The organism is Anaerotruncus sp. G3(2012) (genome assembly GCF_000403395.2).
In the GTDB taxonomy this organism is placed as follows: Bacteria; Bacillota; Clostridia; order Oscillospirales; family Ruminococcaceae; genus Anaerotruncus.
Map to the genome: position 1 here is coordinate 26,222 of NZ_KE159676.1, position 17,497 is coordinate 43,718.

The 17,497-nt window shown below is 48.3% G+C and carries 17 protein-coding genes and 3 pseudogenes; 6 read left to right on the forward strand and 14 right to left on the reverse strand.

What is annotated here, in order from left to right; translation table 11 throughout:
* On the forward strand, window positions 1-195 hold a 195-nt coding region (locus C814_RS23070; protein WP_155846423.1), incomplete at its 5' end, for a transposase.
* Here C814_RS23070 and C814_RS17080 read toward each other — a convergent pair.
* The 9 genes from C814_RS17080 to C814_RS0105250 form a co-directional block, all read right to left on the reverse strand.
* Window positions 173-643, reverse strand: a complete 471-nt coding sequence (locus tag C814_RS17080) for a hypothetical protein (RefSeq protein ID WP_016316652.1) — start codon at window positions 641-643, stop codon at window positions 173-175. The two genes, C814_RS23070 and C814_RS17080, sit on opposite strands and share 23 nt — an antisense overlap.
* Before the next feature lie 6 nt (window positions 644-649).
* A complete protein-coding gene (locus C814_RS17085; protein ID WP_242829024.1) occupies window positions 650-1,747 on the reverse strand; it encodes a DUF3846 domain-containing protein in 1,098 nt (365 codons plus the stop codon).
* Between the two features lie 2 nt (window positions 1,748-1,749).
* Window positions 1,750-2,583, reverse strand: a complete 834-nt coding sequence (locus C814_RS17090; protein ID WP_369750567.1) for a hypothetical protein — start codon at window positions 2,581-2,583, stop codon at window positions 1,750-1,752.
* A gap of 4 nt (window positions 2,584-2,587) precedes the next feature.
* Window positions 2,588-4,612, reverse strand: a complete 2,025-nt coding sequence (locus tag C814_RS17095; protein WP_016316655.1) for an LPD1 domain-containing protein — start codon at window positions 4,610-4,612, stop codon at window positions 2,588-2,590.
* Window positions 4,613-4,642: 30 nt separating this feature from the next.
* A complete protein-coding gene (locus C814_RS17100) occupies window positions 4,643-5,539 on the reverse strand; it encodes a hypothetical protein (RefSeq protein WP_016316656.1) in 897 nt (298 codons plus the stop codon).
* 29 nt (window positions 5,540-5,568) lie between these two features.
* Window positions 5,569-6,378 (reverse strand): DUF6674 family protein, encoded by an 810-nt coding sequence (locus C814_RS17105; protein ID WP_016316657.1) that lies wholly within the window; start codon window positions 6,376-6,378, stop codon window positions 5,569-5,571.
* On the reverse strand, window positions 6,379-6,660 hold the full coding sequence (locus tag C814_RS17110) for a helix-turn-helix domain-containing protein (protein ID WP_016316658.1): 282 nt from the start codon (window positions 6,658-6,660) through the stop codon (window positions 6,379-6,381).
* Between the two features lie 16 nt (window positions 6,661-6,676).
* Window positions 6,677-7,660: a toprim domain-containing protein gene (locus C814_RS17115; protein WP_016316659.1), complete on the reverse strand. Its 984-nt coding sequence runs from the start codon at window positions 7,658-7,660 to the stop codon at window positions 6,677-6,679.
* A 72-nt stretch (window positions 7,661-7,732) separates the two neighbouring features.
* A complete protein-coding gene (locus C814_RS0105250; RefSeq protein WP_022788497.1) occupies window positions 7,733-8,254 on the reverse strand; it encodes a DUF6017 domain-containing protein in 522 nt (173 codons plus the stop codon).
* On the opposite strand from C814_RS0105250, the pseudogene C814_RS23075 reads away from it, so the two are divergent.
* Window positions 8,253-9,012, forward strand: a pseudogene (locus tag C814_RS23075) (IS5 family transposase). The gene C814_RS0105250 and the pseudogene C814_RS23075 overlap by 2 nt on opposite strands.
* 31 nt (window positions 9,013-9,043) lie before the next feature.
* Here C814_RS23075 and C814_RS17125 read toward each other — a convergent pair.
* The 5 genes and pseudogenes from C814_RS17125 to C814_RS17145 all read right to left on the reverse strand — a co-directional run.
* Window positions 9,044-9,454 (reverse strand): annotated as a pseudogene (locus tag C814_RS17125) (helix-turn-helix domain-containing protein); the annotation flags it as partial.
* Between the two features lie 29 nt (window positions 9,455-9,483).
* The gene (locus tag C814_RS17130; protein WP_016316663.1) at window positions 9,484-10,005 is read right to left on the reverse strand and encodes a DUF5720 family protein; all 522 of its coding nucleotides are present in this window, start codon (window positions 10,003-10,005) and stop codon (window positions 9,484-9,486) included.
* Between the two features lie 641 nt (window positions 10,006-10,646).
* Entirely contained in the window at window positions 10,647-11,576 is a 930-nt protein-coding gene (locus C814_RS17135; RefSeq protein WP_016316664.1) for a response regulator, read from the reverse strand.
* Window positions 11,573-13,870, reverse strand: coding sequence for a sensor histidine kinase (locus C814_RS17140; RefSeq protein ID WP_016316665.1), 2,298 nt, complete (start codon window positions 13,868-13,870; stop codon window positions 11,573-11,575). The genes C814_RS17135 and C814_RS17140 overlap by 4 nt, the downstream gene beginning before the upstream one ends.
* Window positions 13,854-15,068 carry a DNA cytosine methyltransferase gene (locus tag C814_RS17145; protein ID WP_242829021.1) on the reverse strand — a complete coding sequence of 405 codons (1,215 nt, stop codon included), beginning with the start codon at window positions 15,066-15,068 and terminating at the stop codon, window positions 13,854-13,856. Before C814_RS17145 ends, C814_RS17140 begins: the two co-directional genes overlap by 17 nt.
* An 83-nt stretch (window positions 15,069-15,151) precedes the next feature.
* On the opposite strand from C814_RS17145, the gene C814_RS0105260 reads away from it, so the two are divergent.
* The 4 genes and pseudogenes from C814_RS0105260 (at window position 15,152) to C814_RS17155 (ending at window position 17,396) form a co-directional block, all read left to right on the forward strand.
* Window positions 15,152-15,496 carry a hypothetical protein gene (locus C814_RS0105260; protein ID WP_022788498.1) on the forward strand — a complete coding sequence of 115 codons (345 nt, stop codon included), beginning with the start codon at window positions 15,152-15,154 and terminating at the stop codon, window positions 15,494-15,496.
* A 316-nt stretch (window positions 15,497-15,812) separates the two neighbouring features.
* Window positions 15,813-15,980 (forward strand): annotated as a pseudogene (locus tag C814_RS23805) (site-specific integrase); the annotation flags it as partial.
* Window positions 15,980-16,312, forward strand: a complete 333-nt coding sequence (locus C814_RS17150; protein WP_016316667.1) for a plasmid mobilization protein — start codon at window positions 15,980-15,982, stop codon at window positions 16,310-16,312. The pseudogene C814_RS23805 and the gene C814_RS17150, both read left to right, overlap by 1 nt.
* Window positions 16,302-17,396: an AAA family ATPase gene (locus C814_RS17155; protein WP_016316668.1), complete on the forward strand. Its 1,095-nt coding sequence runs from the start codon at window positions 16,302-16,304 to the stop codon at window positions 17,394-17,396. The genes C814_RS17150 and C814_RS17155 overlap by 11 nt, the downstream gene beginning before the upstream one ends.
* Window positions 17,397-17,497: the final 101 nt, after the last annotated feature.

Genomic DNA, 17,497 nt, shown 5'->3' on the forward strand with positions numbered 1-17,497 from the left:
ATTCCGCCAAGGAAAAGCCGAAAACATCCTCGGAAGTATGATAAATATTTCTACAAACTTCGCCATCTCGTCGAGAACGCTTTCCTGCTTCTCAAAAGATGGCGCGGTATTGCGACTCGCTACGCTAAAAATGCCGCTTCTTTCGCTGCTGCTGTCCAAATACGTTGTATTGCTATTTGGCTCCTTCTTTATTGACGACACCATCTAGAGCATCCTCTTTGGAAACATAAATCCATCCGACCTGCCCGCTGTCCCAGGGGTCATTGAAACTTGTGGTCTGAATGGCAAGGCCGCTGTGGTCCATCAGATAGAGGGGGAGCGTAATGTATTTTTCGGAGATCACCTTAAGCATGGCGTCATCAACCGCCCGTTCCTCCGTCTTTGGCCTGTGCCGGAACCGGCTGCTCACAATGTTTACCATGTGTTCATAGCGTTTCAGCCCCGTTTCATCATGCCCCACGGTATCTAAATACATCTCCCGCAGGAAATCGTCTTTATCCATGTAATTGTGGCTGTCACCCAGCGCATAGCGGGAATGGAAGCAGGCCATTGTCCCAAAATGTTCGTCTACCTCACGGGGAGAGATTAAAATGTCGTCCGGCTGCACCATCAGCGCATACGGACCTTCAACTGCCATCAGCATAAGCCATCAACTCCTTTCCGGTTCCCTGGGCTTTTTATCCGGCGCTTTCGGCTCTGCCTGCGCCGCCTGTTTCCTCGCATTGTCAAGCTGTTCCCGCACGGAAACATCCCGCTTTGCCTCCGGTGTTCCTGCGCCGAAAAAATCCGGCAGCTCCTTAAAGCCGATACTGTCCACGTACCAGGCGGCATCCGCACCATTCCCATGCAGGACTACCACATCAGAAACGGAAAGGGAATGGCCCTTAAAATCTTCCGGGTGGTCGATATTGAAACGCCTGTAAATGTCCTCCAGTGTCTCGTCCGGTTCCCGCCGCATGGCATAGACCATCCGGTAATTGTCCCGGTCCACGGAAAGCCCTTTGCCCTCCAGCCAGTCCATAGGCATAAAACGGAAGTCATCTGTACTGTCCGATAAGTCAAGCTGGTAAATGGAATAGGCGCTGATCCCATACTCCTTTTCATAGGAAGAAATACGCTCCAGAAGCGGCGCCGTTTCTCCTTCCACATGTTCCTCACGCCCAAATGCCGCCAGCCTCATGCGGATCTTTCCGGTATCTCCTGAAAGCAGCCCGTCCGCCATGCGCTCCTTCTCCGCATGGGAATCCGGGTACAGGTCTGCATAAGCCCCGCTGTTCTGCCTGAAAAATTCATCCAGGTCGAAAGCCAGGTCCGTGGATTCGTCAAGCCTTATATCATCCCCGCCCGGTCCCTCCATGACAGGGGCCGGCTGCTGCTTTTCCTCCGGCGGGAGGGGCTGCTTCACCGCAACGATCTCACCCGCCAGACGGTAAAATTTCTCCGGGTATTTGAACTGTTCCTTATACTGCTCCATGAAATAATCGGGAAGGTCGGCAAAACTTTCCTCGCCGAGACCGGCTATGAAAAAGGTGCCTGCCATGATCTCGATCATCTCGCCGTCCTGGTTGTAGATCGCCCGGTTCAGGGGCAGCCCGTTTATTTTCCCTTCATCATTGCAGACAATCGCGACAGGCTCCGCATAAGGGTAGTAGCCCTCTATGCCTCCCCCGACTGCCTCCTGCATGGATTTGAGGCTCCCGTCCAGCTCGGCCTCATAAGGCGCTTTCCCCGGCTCTATCATCAACACTTTCAAATCTGCATATCCTCCTTCTTTTTAATTGGCGCCTTCGGTTCTGCCGCAGCCTTTTCCTGTGCCCTCGACGCAGACAGCTTTCCCAGCACGGAGGGCTTTTCCTCTTTTCCGGGCGCGGAAATAGCGCCCTCCGAAACATCGGCGGCATGGCCTGGTTTTATTGGTTCCCGGCCCTCCACGGTATATCCAGGGAGAAGCACGCCATTGACCGTAAAACAGTTTTCATGCTCTTTCGGAATAGGCGGTGAAATCTCCGCAAACAGATGGGAATAGGCTTTCTTTCTCCCGTCCAGGTACTTCTCGGCGGCGGCCTTGTCCGTGTAGCGTTTCTTATCCTGCCCTGCAAGGTGGATGTTGTAGCCTTTCCTGGGTGAATTGATATACAGGTCCCATGTCACATACCAGGCAGTCGGAACATCCTGTTTTGCCTCCCTGTTATATGTTGTCTGTTCCCTGATCTGGCAGAACATCTTATAAACCCGGTTGCTGATCTCCATCCAGTCCTTGTTGTTGGAAAAGGGCTGCCAACAGTTCCCGGTATGCTTTACCTCCGGGGTGCGTAAGTATGCCAGCGCCCGGTCAAGCCGTTGCGTGGCCGCCGCCTGCTGTTCCCATTGCTTCGCTGCCGCCACCACGATGTCATAGGCTTTCTTTTCTCCCTCAATGCTGTCCTGGCGCATGGCCTGTACCGTTCCTGCCCCCTGTGCAATCAACGCTGAAATATCCGTGTTCTCGCATGATACCGTGTGTTCCACCTGCAGCTTGTAGCCTTCCGACAGGTCCCCGGAGCGGTGCACCCGGTAATCTTTGTTTTCCTCCAATCCTTCCACCTCCTTAAATCTCCGGCGCATGGCTCTTTTTCGGTGCCGCCTGTGCCGGGGTAGTTTTTTCTGCCGGTTTCACCGCTGCAAGCTGCGCCATGACCGAAGGCCGGTCTGCCGTAAATACGGAAATCTGTTCATTCTCCGCCAGCGGCTGCGCCGGAAGGGGCAGCGTTTCATCCGAATGGGTAAGTATCTGCTCCCGTTTCAGGTCTGCCACGATCTCGTCAAATGCCGCATTGATGGCTCTGCGTTCCTCACCCTCCGGGAAGGCTTTCAGGACTGACATTTCCCCTCCTTTGTCTGCCACGAAGGTAACGGCGCAGTCTGCGTGGCCCGCCAGATAATCCGATTGGTAAGGCAGCTTATCCTTGATGTAACAGGCAAAAGCCCTGACGGTCATTTCCGTATTGCTGTCCCAATAGCCGCCGTCCTTTTCGCACTCCTTACCCATGCGCACGGAATTCCGGTAAAAATCGGTTTCCACCCGCCCGACCTGTGGCGCCTCCTGTGCCTGCATCCCGGACAGCATGTGCTCGAATATTTCCAGCCGTTCCCGTTCGCTTTTGGGGATCACCCGCCCGGTAACAGACTTCTTGAAAGCGCTGATCTGTTCCACGGAACCGGCCTCGCCGGACAGGAACGACTCTTTAAGAACCGCGTAGGTCTCCATCTGTTCCTCGTTGCCATGCCGTTTCAGGGAACCAAGCACCGCCGAATCCAGCCAGCCTGCCGCATTTTTCCGGGTGCGTTCTGTCTGCGCTTCGGTGCGGGCCGCAGCCTGCTCCGGCGTCTCCGGCTTATATTTCATGGTATCAATCAGCTTCTGGAACGGCGCATAGAGGCGGGGCTGTTCCGAGAGCATCCCATTCGCGCCCATCTTCGTACCCAGGTAATCGTCAAGCCCGTGCCACCATTCATGGGCCAGGGAGCCGGCACCGTGCATCTTCGTAAGGTTGATGACCTTCCGCAGCGGTTCATAGTGGGCTGCCGCGTTCCCGCTGCCCCTGGCGCCGAAAGCGATGGCAAGCGTTCCCTGGTAGGCAATGTCCCTGTCGCTGACCTGCAGGGCTGACACCAAATCTTTGAGCGCTTCAAATCCCATGTTCAGGGAAGCCTGCCGGTCATTCTGGTTCATCCAGTTCCCGAACTCTCCGCCGCGGAACCCGAAGGCGTCAAGATAGTGCTGCCCGGTGATCTCCACGCCGCTGCGGTAATCCGGCCCGGTGCGCCGCACATGGGAGAGCTGGGGAGGCACAAACCGCGTCTTTCCGCTTTTGCTGCGCCCTTTTGCCAACGCCTGCACCCATTTCAGGGCAGCCTCCCGCGATTCAAAATTTGTCTTTACGATGGAATAGCCCTTCGTCACATACCAGGTGTCAGGTTTCCAGTCATTATTTTTGGAATAAGTATTCTTCCCGTCGTTGAAATGGATCGCATAGCCCTTCGGCACCTTCTGGTCTTTGGAAACGCCAAACTGTTCCTTCTGCGCTTTCTGTGTGAAGTTCCGCTCAAAATGCGCGGCAGAGTGGACCATCAGGGCATTGGACAGCTTGTTTGTAATGGCCGGGTTCTCCCGGCCCTTCTCCGTCGCCTGGTAATGGATGCCGCCGCCCCAGCCTTGCACCTGTTCCAGATACCCGTTTTTCACAAAGAAACGGTCATAGGCTTTCATGGCATCCTCCACGGTGCGGACTTCCGAGACCACGCTCTGCAGCTCCCGTACCGTCTGGATATATTCTTTCTGTCTTGCAAGGCGCTTCTCCGGCGTGTCGTCCTTGCGGTAATACTGCGGGGAGGCATTTAACCCGTCCCGCGCCTTTTTGATGAAATAGACCACGCCGAGGGAAACCCCGTCCTCCAGCATGGCCCCATAGTCCGGTTTCTTCCAGATATTATCCTTTTTTACGAATTTCTCGGCCTCGCGCTCATTCATGGCATCCAGGTCATTCACATAGAGCCCCCGGTCCTTCCATAGATCTTTTTTTGCGCCGCCGATCTTTTCCCCGAAATCTTCATGCTGCATGTTATCCGCCAATCATTATCACCTCCAGTCTGTCATAAAAAATCACCGCTCCGGGGAAGGGCGGCGTTCCTGTAATTTATCATGCTGCGGGCGTATTCCCATGATCCGGTCCGTCTCCCTGCGGACCAGCCGGTCAAGCGCACCCAAATCCTCCGGGGTAACGGCAAACTCCCGGTAATTCTCATACCAGAGCCCCGTGACCGCCGCAATCGGCAGTAGCTTTTCCGGCCCTCCGGGAAAAAGGCGGTAGACCGGACCGCCGTCAAGGAGCATCTGCTTCGCTGTCCCCAGGGGTATGCGGTACATATCTGTGTCCGGGTTCTGCGCCTCCTCCATATACTCCACATTCAGCCGTTCCTCCAAATCCTGGGGCATATAGGAAAATGCCTGCTCCTTCCACTGGCTGAACCGGTTAGAATAGCGGTACTGCCATTCCGTCACCTGCTCCGGCGCATAGAGGTAGCGCCAGGTTTTCAGGGCGTCCTTTTCGCACAGCTCCATTGACTCCCATTTTTCAATAGCTACCTCCGCCTTCGTGCCGTCCCGGTATTCCATGCTGACGCCGTAAGGGTAGAGGGTATTCCTTTCTATATCCTGCCGCAGCGTGTCAAGGCCCATCATCAGGACATCCCCGTACAGCCGTCCGTCCTCTTTGCGCTCCGTGTGGAACAGGAAGGCCCTTGCGCCGGGATATTCCGTCATGGCAGCTGTCCGGTAAAGCTCCGCCGAAGGGCAGTAGGCAAGCAGCGCGTCCGAAAGCCACATGTGATTCTTCCCCATGACGGCAATGGAATCCGCCCCGGTATTCGTGGCAAGCGTGCGCAGGTTATATTCGCTGTCCCGCAGGAAATCCCCGGCCAGGATATGGAGCTCATAGGCAAATACGCCTAAATCCGTATCGCGGACTAAGTGAATCTGCGGAAGTGGTTCCTGTTTCAAGTTCATTTCCTCCCTTCGTTCTGTTTTTATCACCGGCTGCCCCTGTCATGGGACGCCTCCGGCTGGTGCTTTGCCGGCGCTGCTTTCGCCGCCTGCTCCCGCATGGCCTCCAGGACGGAGGGCCGGCGCTGTGCCCGCTGTTCCAGCCTTGCAAGGGCATTCAGGGAAAGCCCTACATTCTCGCCGATGGCAGACGCAAAAGCGCGCTCTATCCTGAAAGCCCCCTTGAAGGCATCTGCGACCCTGCCGTTTTCCTTCGCCTCCGCCTGTGCGGGTTTCCCCTGAATGGAGCGCCCCATGTTCTTCAGGTGCCGGCCTGCCTCATGGAATTCCGTGCTGAACGCATCGATCCTGGAGACCGCACGGTCACTGGACTGCACGGTCCTTTCCGCCGCTGCCTGCACCGCCTCCAGCGCTGGCCCAAGGCGCAGGAACCGGGAGACGCCGTTCAGGGCCACGGCGCCGCGGTCGGCGAAATCCTTAAGGATATTCTTGCATCCTTCCACGACCTGCCCTTTCAGCTCCAGGATGCGCTGGCGCATGGCGTCCACATTCCCCTCCAGAGCCTTACAGTTCTTCTGCAGCAAGGCTTTCAGGGAGCGGTCCTGCACCTCCTGTATCTTCTGGCGCATCTCCCCCAGTTCCTCCAGTGCGGCATCAAGCCTCCGCTCCATGGACGCCACCTGGCCGGCCAGTTCTTCAAGCTCCCTGCCGCCCGCGGGGTCATTCCCCATCAGCAGGACGATCAGCGCCTTCACCTGCTCATTTTCGTCTGCAAGCACGTCCTGGGTTGCCTGCAGCGCAACTGGTTCCGCTGCCAGAAGTTCCATATCTGCCATCTATGAATCCCTCCTGTCTGCGGAGGGCTCCCCGGCAATCTTACCGACAATCTCCGGCCCGGCCTCGTAAATCTGCATGAGCCGCTTGGCCGTTCCGCATGGCTGCGCGGCGCCGCTGGTCCAGAGCCGGACCGTGGAAGGGGCGACGTTCATCAGAAGCGCAAATCCTTTCTCGTTCATATCCAGCTTTTTCATCAGGGCCTTAACCATATCGGGGCCGTAGTCCGGGCACCGGGCAGCTTCGGCGATCATCTGTAAAGCTGTGTTCTCTATGTTCGTCATTTCTGAAATCCTCCTGTCAAATTGAAATAGCCGCCTGTTTTTGGCGGCATTGCCGTTGTTGGTCTTTCATCTGCCCTATAACGTGGAGCAGCATTTCGTTGTAGTCCTTTCCTGTACGGGGCGGGTTGACGCCCACACGGATATGTCTGAACCGCTGATCTTCATGGAGCATTGCCTTGATCCTCCTGGCATTTTTAAGGCCGCCGAGGTCATTGTCCATGTAGAGGCTGACACGCCGGATTTCCGGGTGTCGTTTCAGAAATGCGGTCAGCGCCACATGGGAAGTGCCGCCCAGGGACAGCCGGTAGCCGTCCCATTTCCAGCCTTCTAACTCCTGCAGCGTGGCATGGGAGAGGGCGTCAATGGGCGCCTCAAACACTGCAACATGCCGGCTGCCCGGATTCCGGGGTGGATAACAGAAGCTATATTCCTTGTCGCTGCCGTAAACATCTTTCCTAAGGCTGCCGGCAATACTCCGCATACAGGCAAACTTTGCTTTGCCGGCTTCATCCTTTCCCACAAACACACAGACCGGCTCGCCATGATACCGCGCCTCATAGAACAGCCCGTCCCGGAAACACCGGCTGATCACATCCGGGCTGATACCGCGCCGCTGCAAATAAGAAACGGCAGACGTGGCGCACCGTCTGGCCCAGGGGAGGGAAAATGTTTTCTTTTCCTGTTCCTTATGCACACGGTCCGTTGCTGTTGTACTCCGATAGGCCGGCGTCTGCCGGATTTCCCCGCCTGCCAGCGTATGGACCGCATCCACCAGCCCGTAGCCCCGAATCTGGATCAGATAATCCAGGGCGTTGATACTCCGGCCCCGGCTGTTCCAGTACCAATACCTTTTCCCGGTCACATAAACCAGGCTGTCATGTTCCTTGTGGCGGTAATTGGGCCCGTCCCGTTTCAGCACCCCAGGCTCATGGAACTGCAGGTAAGCAAACAGGTCCGCCTCCCTCGCCGCCTGAATCTGCTCTTTGCTTACGCCGGGCATAGTGCCGGCACAGAATTTCTTTTCATCGTGCCCCGCCTCCTTTCTGTGATGAAAAAAGACGCCCGAAGGCGCCTAACAGCCGTACAGGTCGTGATTGACCTCGGCACGGTAATAACTGTCCATTGTTGCCGGGGCATTATACAGCGCTGCCATCAGGTATGCCTTGATATTTCCGACTTTTGTAGTGTTCTTGTCAATACAGTCAAAGACATACTCCAGGTGGCCGGAATTGATCTTCAGGAAACGGCCCTTTACCACCTCCCTGGGAAAATCATCCCCGGCAATACGGATATATGGACGCTTGGACAAAACAACTTCAAGCATAAGCTCCATAGTCTCGTCTAAGCGTTCTTTCCCATAACGGGAAACCATACAGTCATACTCAATATTTTCTTTAATGATCTCGCGGTAGGCGTCTGTCAGCTCTATCCGATCCATCCTATCCGGGCGGCCTGCCGCCTCCGGCTCTGCCGGATAGATTGATTGATGGGTCCTTGATATATCCGTTTTTGATTTTTTAGTCCTTAGTGGATTAGGGCTTGTTTGAAAAATAAATATTGCACAAACCAAATAAAAGTGCGAAAATAGAGCCATGAAGCGATATGAATTGACAAAAGCACAATGGGAACGCGTGAAGAAGTTGCTTCCAGCAGGGAGGACGGGGAAACGAGGCCGACCTCGGAAAGATGATCGAAATATGCTCAATGGGATGCTTTGGATCGTCCGCAGCGGAGCACAGTGGCGCGAATTGCCGGAGGCGTATGGCCCCTGGCAGTCTGTGTATGCCCGATTTGCCAAATGGCGGGACGATGGTACATTGGAAACCATATTTCGCGCATTGACCGCAGATGCGGATATGGAAAACCTGAGCCTGGACTCTACCTGCATCAAGGTTCACGAGAGTGCCAACGGAGGGGGAAAAAACGGCGGATAAGGCAGTTGGGCGGACCAGAGGTGGGTTGAACACAAAGCTGCACGCTATTGTGGATGGACTGGGGAATCCGGTTGAATTCATGCTGTCTGCAGGGAATGACCATGATTCAGTCCACGCTGTTGAACTGCTGGAAAAGGTAAAAATCAGCGGCAGCAATGTATTAGCAGATCGCGCTTATGAGGCAAAGACGATCCGAGCTTATATCTCAGAACAGGGTGCCAGCTATGTGATTCCGCCTCAGAGCAATGTTTCTGATCCGTGGCCGGTAGATTGGTGGCTGTATAAAGAGCGCCATTTGGTTGAGTGTTTCTTCCAAAAGCTCAAATGGTTCCGCAGGATCGCCACCAGATATGACAAATTGGATGCGTCTTTTCTCGCTTTCGTTTACATTGCCGCTATCGCTATTTTGTTGATTTAGCTCAGCCTTCACTATTTTTCAAACAAGCCCTAGTATTTAATTGTGTGGGATTTTCCTGTCCAGGTTCGGCCTGTTCAGGTTTTGCCTGTCCTGGATTTACCTGTCTTGGATTTTCCCGTTTAGGTGAATACTCCCGTTTTTCAGCATTTACAGGCTTTTCATGGATCGTATACTCAATGTCTCCGAGCTGTCCGTTCCCATAGCGGAGGCGCTGCCTGGTGAGATACCCGTGCCGCTCCAGCTCTTTCAGGGCGGTAGTGATCGAATCCACGCCATCCTTACAGATATGGGCGAGCCCCTTTGTGGTATAATCCCAATCTTCCGGCAGCGACAGCATGAGCGAGAGGAGCCCCTTTGCCTTTAAGGACAGTTCCGTATTGCGCAGATGGTGGTTGCACATGATTGTGAAGTCCTTTGTTTTTTCTACCCGGAATACAGCCATTTCAAAGCCCCCTTTCTCCGGTTATCCTGTTACAAGACGCGGTCCCTGCGGTCATAATGGAGATGCCCGTCTGAGACCTTCGCATGGTTTTTCAGTTTGACTTCGCCCCGTTCCTGGCTGTCTAAGAATTTCTGATAGCCGGCATCCGTAAGGAACAGGCGCATCTTATCACCCTTATCGCCGACAGGAGAATTATAAGACAGCACATTGAAGATGATCATGTGCCGTACCTCTGGGGCAAAGCGTTCCAGGGCCATGATGTCATGCCCTTTCAATTTTTCCGCGCCGGATTGCTGCCTGGCCTCCGCAATCTTTTCCCCAATCGTCCGGGGCGGGTAGGGCAGGAGGTAATTCTTCTGAATATCCCGCACGATGTCCATGCACTCGTCATCCGTCAGGACGCGCAGCTTTGCCATCAGACTTTCCGCTGCCTTCCGCTGTTCAGGGTCCTTTGTGTACCGGGCAGCCATGTGGAGCTCGTTCAGGACTTTGTATTGATAGTCGCCCTCAACCTGAAACAGCAGCCGTTTTTCCATTTCGTTTAATTCCATGTGAATCTCCTTTCTCTTGAAAATGGGTATAAAAAAGGGCGCCCACCTATAAAAGTGAAACGCCCACGGCAACCAGCGGTCAGGCAATACACCGGACCGCTGGCACTATTAAATTTTGTCGTTAATGAAACAGCCTCCTTTTTTCGATATTTTTCTCGCCATGTTTCAACTTGGAAAAGGAATTGAATAAATGACGGCAAACGCTCAAACCCCTTGAAAATCAAGGCTTTTTCCGTTTGTCGTTATTATACCGTAACGGCATACCTACGCAACCTTTTTTAACAACATCCCCCTCACGAAGAGCTTCTATGACATATTATTAGACTCGAATTTACTATATTATTCACCAAATTAAACAGTAACAAGTGCACAAAAAATGTGCAAGATGACAATAAACTCATTTTTGTCGTCAGCTTTATGTAAGGGAGTATACTCTATTGTAAATCATGCAATCGAGTCTTTTTTCTTTTCATATATTAATCCATATTCGTATCATAGGAGTCGAAGATTAGCATAGTTGGAATTTTTCGTCATCCATGATAATTTAGCCTGAAAGATATCTTGTGTTTAAATATTATAGATATATCATAGATAAAAGTAACACACTTCGATTAAATTCAAACAGAAGTGTGTTAGCTAATTTACATCATTGTAGTAATATATGTTTCAAGTTGGTTTATTGTAATATCAACATCCGCAATATTTTTTCGCAAAAGCCTATGAAGATCTTGATTAATTTCTATATCCTTGCCTTTAATGCAAATAGTTTTCTCACCGAATGTGATATGCCCTAGACGATTACGATACATATTGATTTTATCAATATAGTATTGTTTGAAATCTTTTGGGCATACAGTATCTGGCAGATTGTAGGCAGTAAATAGAATCGGTAAAATCGTTTGAAGTATGTCTAGTCTGTCAGATATACTCAACATACGCTCATTGTTATTTGCATATTCAAAAATAATGGCGGAGGACTTTGCCGTTTCGACTTGTTTTGTAATCCATGCTTTTTTTCCGTCCAATAATCCAAGGAGAGTTTCAGTTAATGATGCTTTTTGCGTTTCATTAAACTTTTGCCAACAGATATTCAAGATTTCTTTAATTCTTAATTCAAAATCGCTAGTGTTATCGAGAACAAAGCCACGCAAATTGACAACATCTTCTGAGCGTCTTACTATTTTACTTATGATTTTTTCAATCTTCTCTGTAAAAATAGTATAGTCGCGTTTTGTTAAATAAACACCATCAATTGGTGGCATATTGGCACTGATAGCAGCCAACATAGCATCTTCTTCCGAAGAATAAAACAAAATATCAGTTAGTATATTGCTTTCTCGCAAAGCTGAAACAATTTTATCACCAGTTACCCCATCTGCCAACTTGAAATCCATTAAAATTAAATCATAATCATTACCAGTCAATTCACGGATATCGAAATCATCACCATCTTTTCGGACAATTGATGGTATCAAATAATGGTTTTTTAGAATATCTTCTACGCGTAACTTTTCCATATTAAACCATGTAGGCTCATCTTCAAACCACAGTATATTAAATGTCGTATTCATTTTTTTAACCTCACTATTATCTTAAAGCCCTGATGATATGTATTATCAATTTCAACTGTCCCTTTCATTTCATCAAGCAACTGTTTGATATGATATAATCCTATACCAAAGCCTTTTTTCTGCCTGTTAGACGAAAATCCCCATTCAAACAAGGTCCTAGGATCAATGTTTTCAGCAAGTCCCATTCCATTATCCGAAAAGGACACTTCTACATACTTACTTGATTCTGAAAAAACAATTTGCAATATCGTTGCACCAGCCTTGATTGAATTACTGGCAATATTGTCAACAATCACGCCAATTGAAGAAGAATCGAATTTGCATTCAAAAGCATGTTCATCTTGCACAAGTTCATATTTTAAACCTTTAATCACAAAACCTTCGTCAATATATTGCCGAATAAAATCATACAAGCTATTAGAACCACTCTGCTTTAGGGATTGATTCCCATGTATTGCCAAATCAGCGAGTTTATGTGCCTTTTCATTCGCTTGTTGAATCTGTCCTATAATTGATAGTATAAAATCCTTATTTTCAATATCCATAGGAGTCAGAAGCTCTTGCAAATAACTTATATTACCTCTTGATGCATCCGTTAATGTATATACGGAGTGAAATCCATTCACTAAATTTGTTACATTCTGATTAGCCGCACCTTTAAGAAAATAAATTTGGCGCTCTCTCGCATGCTTTTCCTCTTGTGCCTTAACTAACTCCTTTGAACTTTTTGCATTTTCTTCTTCAAGTTGAATGTTGTGTGAAACAATTGATTCTGTCTTCTTTTTTAAAATTTGTGCTAAATTTATAAGTCCAGCATCTTGTGTGCGTTCGGCGACACTTTCCAATTTCTTTAATGATGTTGTAATATTATCTTGGCTGTTTTGCATATTGTCTTTAGATAAAATATCTAAATTATAATCCAAACTAACAATATCTTTAGAATCAGCATTAGTGATAAACTGTGAAATGATTTGATCACTTATTTCATTTGGAGAAATCGTACGCTCTGGATCAGATTTTAAAGGCTCACCCCAATTAATCAGGTTGACAACATATTTCTCCAAAACCTTTAATACTTTTTCAAGAAATAAATCTGCTAATAAATCAACAGCAGGCGTCTGAATAAAACCATGTGCACGGCTAGTTGTTTCAACAAATTGATCATTATTGCCTTTTATAGAAATACGTCCCATAATTTCACGCGTTCCCAAGAAACGTTTCCATCCTTGAGCTTTTCGCTGATCAATACCAAAAAAATCTTGTCCAGGCTCTCCATATGGATTGATTCTAAAACCATTCTTATATATAAAAACAGAACCATAATTTTTGGGTTGAACTCCTCCCATTTGCCGGGTAAAATTTACTTTAGCACTTTGATTCAGGTAAAACACAACAATACTTATATCTTGTAACCCATAATACTTTCTGTTTTTTTCAACCACAGAGAAAATATATTCACCACGATCCGTCAACTTGCTTGTAATTAGCTGTCCATCTTCAGAAACACTCACTTCAATGCTCGTAGTCTTAATATTCAGCTTTTCTAATATATCATTATGAATAATGCCATTAACAATATCGCGGTTAGGATTTATCCCAGTTTTACCAAGTGTCTTGTTATCATTTTCACGTTCAGCAGGAACGATAAGTTCTATGTCAAAAGGAAGTTCTCCCTTATTTGCATCAGGGCTAATCAATTTCATTAAGGAACGTTTCAATTTTAGTATTTCTTCTCGAGACCAACTTTCACGTAATGAATCTACAATCAATGTAGTTCCTTTTGAAAAACCACTTGGAAGTGCATCAGTTGTTGAATACCAAATAGGGATATTCATAAATTCTTGTGTATCATCCAGTTCAAACTTATTCCAATTTACCTCTACTTTATTCGCAGATATCTCGGATTCTGTTTTAGTAATTAATACTAATGATTCTCCCAGTCGGTCACACGAAAAACGACCAACTCCTTTTGCTCCTGCCACTTCTCGTTTGATTTCATCCCGGTAGGAAGACTTTTCACGGATTTGAAGCTTCTTTTCTGAATATGCCACAAATAACCATTTTTCAATGATGTCATTATATGTCATCCCACAACCGTTATCAGAAATAATAATTTGATCATGTCCTTCACTTGTTTTAACAAATGAAATATCAACCTTGAATGCTCCAGCATCATAAGAGTTTTTAACCAATTCAAATATCGCAATATACTTATCGCTTATTAAGTCGCGACCAATTAAATTTTTAAGCCCGGCACTTACGCGGAAAGATAAAGTGCTATTCGTTTTTGTCATTTGAAAGCACCTCCAAAATAGCAAGTCCTATTTGTTCGGCAAACAATGGTGGAACTGCATTGCCAACCTGTGTATAGCGAGGCACCTCTTGCTTGCGACGTTCCCCGCCAGATGTATATTTACCTTTAAATTCAAACCAATCCGGAAAACTTTGTATACGGGCATGTTCGCGCACCGTTAAAATGCGTGGCTCAGTATAATGCACAATTTCATCCGGTATTGATGTAATAGTTGGTGCTTGCGCTGCTCTATTAAGCACAGTAACACCACGTCGGTTAAGATTAGAGACAATATTATCATTCGGTGTAATGCGCTTTCCAACAGGGGCATACGCCAACAAATCATTATGTAAATTTATCGTGGCTTGTCGATGATTAACAAAACGATGACTATCTACCACATCAGTATCTGACGTTACGCTCTGCCGCATCAATCGCTGATATCCAGACTGAACAGGCCCATACAGACCTGCTTGAAAACCTTTTGTATCAGGGGACGGGCGTGTTCCATGTACTTTTTCCAAATCACTAATTGCTTCATAAACCGTTGTTGAGCAGCTTATTCCTCTTGCTTTGTAAAAAGGTTCTTTATTACTATTAAGGGTTTCAAAAACCTTTTTCGGAGAATGATGCCGTATTGCTACGAGAATAAAGCGTTTTCTGTTTTGTGGAATACCATATTCTGACATATCCACAATTTGGTGCGCAGTTTTATAACTTAAACGTTTCAGTGCTCTTTCAACATAGGAAGAATATTGCTTTGTTCCTTTTTTGTCTTTGAAGTTTACTGTAAAGCCATGAACATTTTCGAAAATAATTACTTCTGGCAATACAAGTTTGATGAATTTAATATAGGATTTTACAAGTTTATTGCGTTGATCGTTTTTGTCTCGCTTTCCAGCCATTGAAAATCCTTGACAAGGGGGACCGCCAGCAACTAAAGTGACTTTTCCTTGTAGCGCTTGGAGTTCTTCCTCATGTTCTTTTAATAGTTCGTTGATGTCACATTCTTGAACCGGTAACCACGTTGGCCACAGAAAATGCTCTTTATTATCAATTAGGTTGTATTTCAATGTAGAAAACGCATCGGCATTTTTTTCAATAGCAAATAGACCTTTCCATCCAGCATTTAATAATCCGGTGGACAAGCCCCCACATCCAGCAAAGATGTCAATGTAAATTTTCTTATCCATCATCATACAACTCCTCATAATTGGATACAATAATTCATAATAATTATATCATTGAAACTTTAGAAAATCAATACAATAAGGAGGATACCATGCCTTTCTGCCATTTTTCAAAAATAAGCAAAAGTATATCCTGGTCCAAAATAAAAGCAAATACTCTATTACAAATCAAAAACAATTGTAAAAAAATAGAATATTTAAAGCTTACTGATGTAGCAATATCAAAACCTGAATTTGATACAATATGTAAAGATATTTCAATCCCTAGCCTTTGTTACCAAAAATTTGCTCATCAATCCGTTGCTGGAACAGATGGAATTTGGCGCTGCATTATATTACAGAATACGCAAGATACTCGTAAAATTATATTATATACAGCTGGTCGAATCTACCCTCTTTATGCTGCAATTGAAGAATATGAGAAAATTATGCAATAATAAATATCTCCATGTATTGTTGAATATTAATATGATCTTTCAAATACCACAAATACTATATAGTATTTGTGGCATATTCTGTATATTTACAAGATTGGAAACCCTTCTATAAAAATGTTATATCTACAATAACTAGCAGTTCAACAATAGATTGGACCGCTGGCGCTATTAAATTTTGTCGTTAATGAAACAGCCTCCTTTTTTCGATATTTTTCTCGTAAGATTTCAACTTGGAAAAGGAATTGAATAAATGACGGCAAACGCTCAAACCCCTTGAAAATCAAGGCTTTTTCCGTTTGTCGTTATTATACCGTAACGGCATAGCCACATTTCCCTGCTGATTGATATGGGCTTTTCCGCTGTGGCGATTGCCGACCGGGTAGGCCATGAGAGTATCGAAATCACCTATCGTTACGCCCACCTGTTTCCGTCCAAGCAGACGGAAATGGCAGACAAGCTGGACTTTGAAAGGACGGGAGCATAATGTCGGCTAAGAATTTGGACAACCACAACCGTTGGCGGAACAAGACCGTGGCGTTCCGGGTGTCGCCGGAGGAGGACGAACAGCTTGAGATTGCCGTCCGCCTCTCCGGGCTGACCAAGCAGGACTACATCACCCGGCGGCTGCTGAACCGGGATATTGTGGTGCAGGGCAATCCCAGGGTCTACAAGGCCCTGCGTGACCAGCTCGCCGCCGTCCTGGGGGAGCTGCGGCGGGTCAGGGATGGGGACAGCGTGGACGGCGAGTTGTTGGACACCATCAACCTGATTGCAAAAATCATGGAAGGAATGAAGGAGGACACGAATGGCAGATGAAAAAGAAAAGACTGTCCTAAACCCGTCTGTTGGCGCAGACGGAGGACAGCCAATCCTATGTACCGACACCAGTATAACAGACCCGCCGCAGGATTGCAACGACAAATTTCCCGAAGAAAATATGGAAGAATTGCTCCGAAAGATGCGACGCATGAATGACCCGGCGAATTTGTTCACCGTCACCATGCGGGAGCTTTACGAAACTGTCTACCAGAGCAGACCGCCCGTCATTGACGGTCTGCTCTGCTCCGGCACCTACCTCTTTGCCGGAGCGCCCAAGGTGGGCAAGTCGTTCCTGGTGGCCCAGCTCGCCTATCACGTCAGCACCGGGCAGAAGCTATGGGAGTATGATGTCCGGCCCGGGACGGTCTTATACCTTGCCTTGGAGGACGATTACCAGCGGCTGCAAGAGCGGATGTTCCGAATGTTCGGTGTGGAGGGAACGGACAAACTCCACTTCGCCACCTATGCCAAACAGCTTGGCAACGGTCTCGATGAACAGCTTGACAAATTTGTGAGGGAGCATCCCGACACCCGGCTTATCATCATCGACACCTTGCAGAAGGTTCGGGAGATGGGCGGCGAGGCGTACAGCTATGCCGACGACTATCAGATCGTCGGTAGGCTGAAGCAGTTTGCCGACAGGAAGGGGCTTTGTCTGCTGGTCGTCCACCACACGAGGAAACAGCCCTCCGGGGATAAGTTCGAGATGATCTCCGGCACGACGGGTCTGCTGGGCTGTGCGGATGGGGCGTTTATCCTCCAAAAAGAGAAGCGCACCGACAGCGCCGCCACGCTGGACGTGGTAGGCCGTGACCAGCCCGACCAGCGGATACACCTGGTACAGGATGAAGTGCGGCTCACCTGGGATTTCGACCATGCAGAACGAGAGCTGTGGAAGGAACCGCCTGACCTCCTGCTGGTAAAGCTGTCAGAGCTGGTGACGGTTGAACGGCCCGTATGGAGCGGAACGGCAACGGAGCTGGTAACCGTTCTTAACTGTGACCTGACCGCTATTGCGCTGGCGATGCGGCTGAACGTCCGGGCAAGTAAACTGCTGAACGAGTACGGCATCCGCTATTAGAAGCTGTATTCATAAGCGTTTAAGCAAGGTATGGAAATGAGAAATTTTGACGATAGTCTCAGCAGATGAGACGGATATCTCATAATCTTTACTGAGACGTC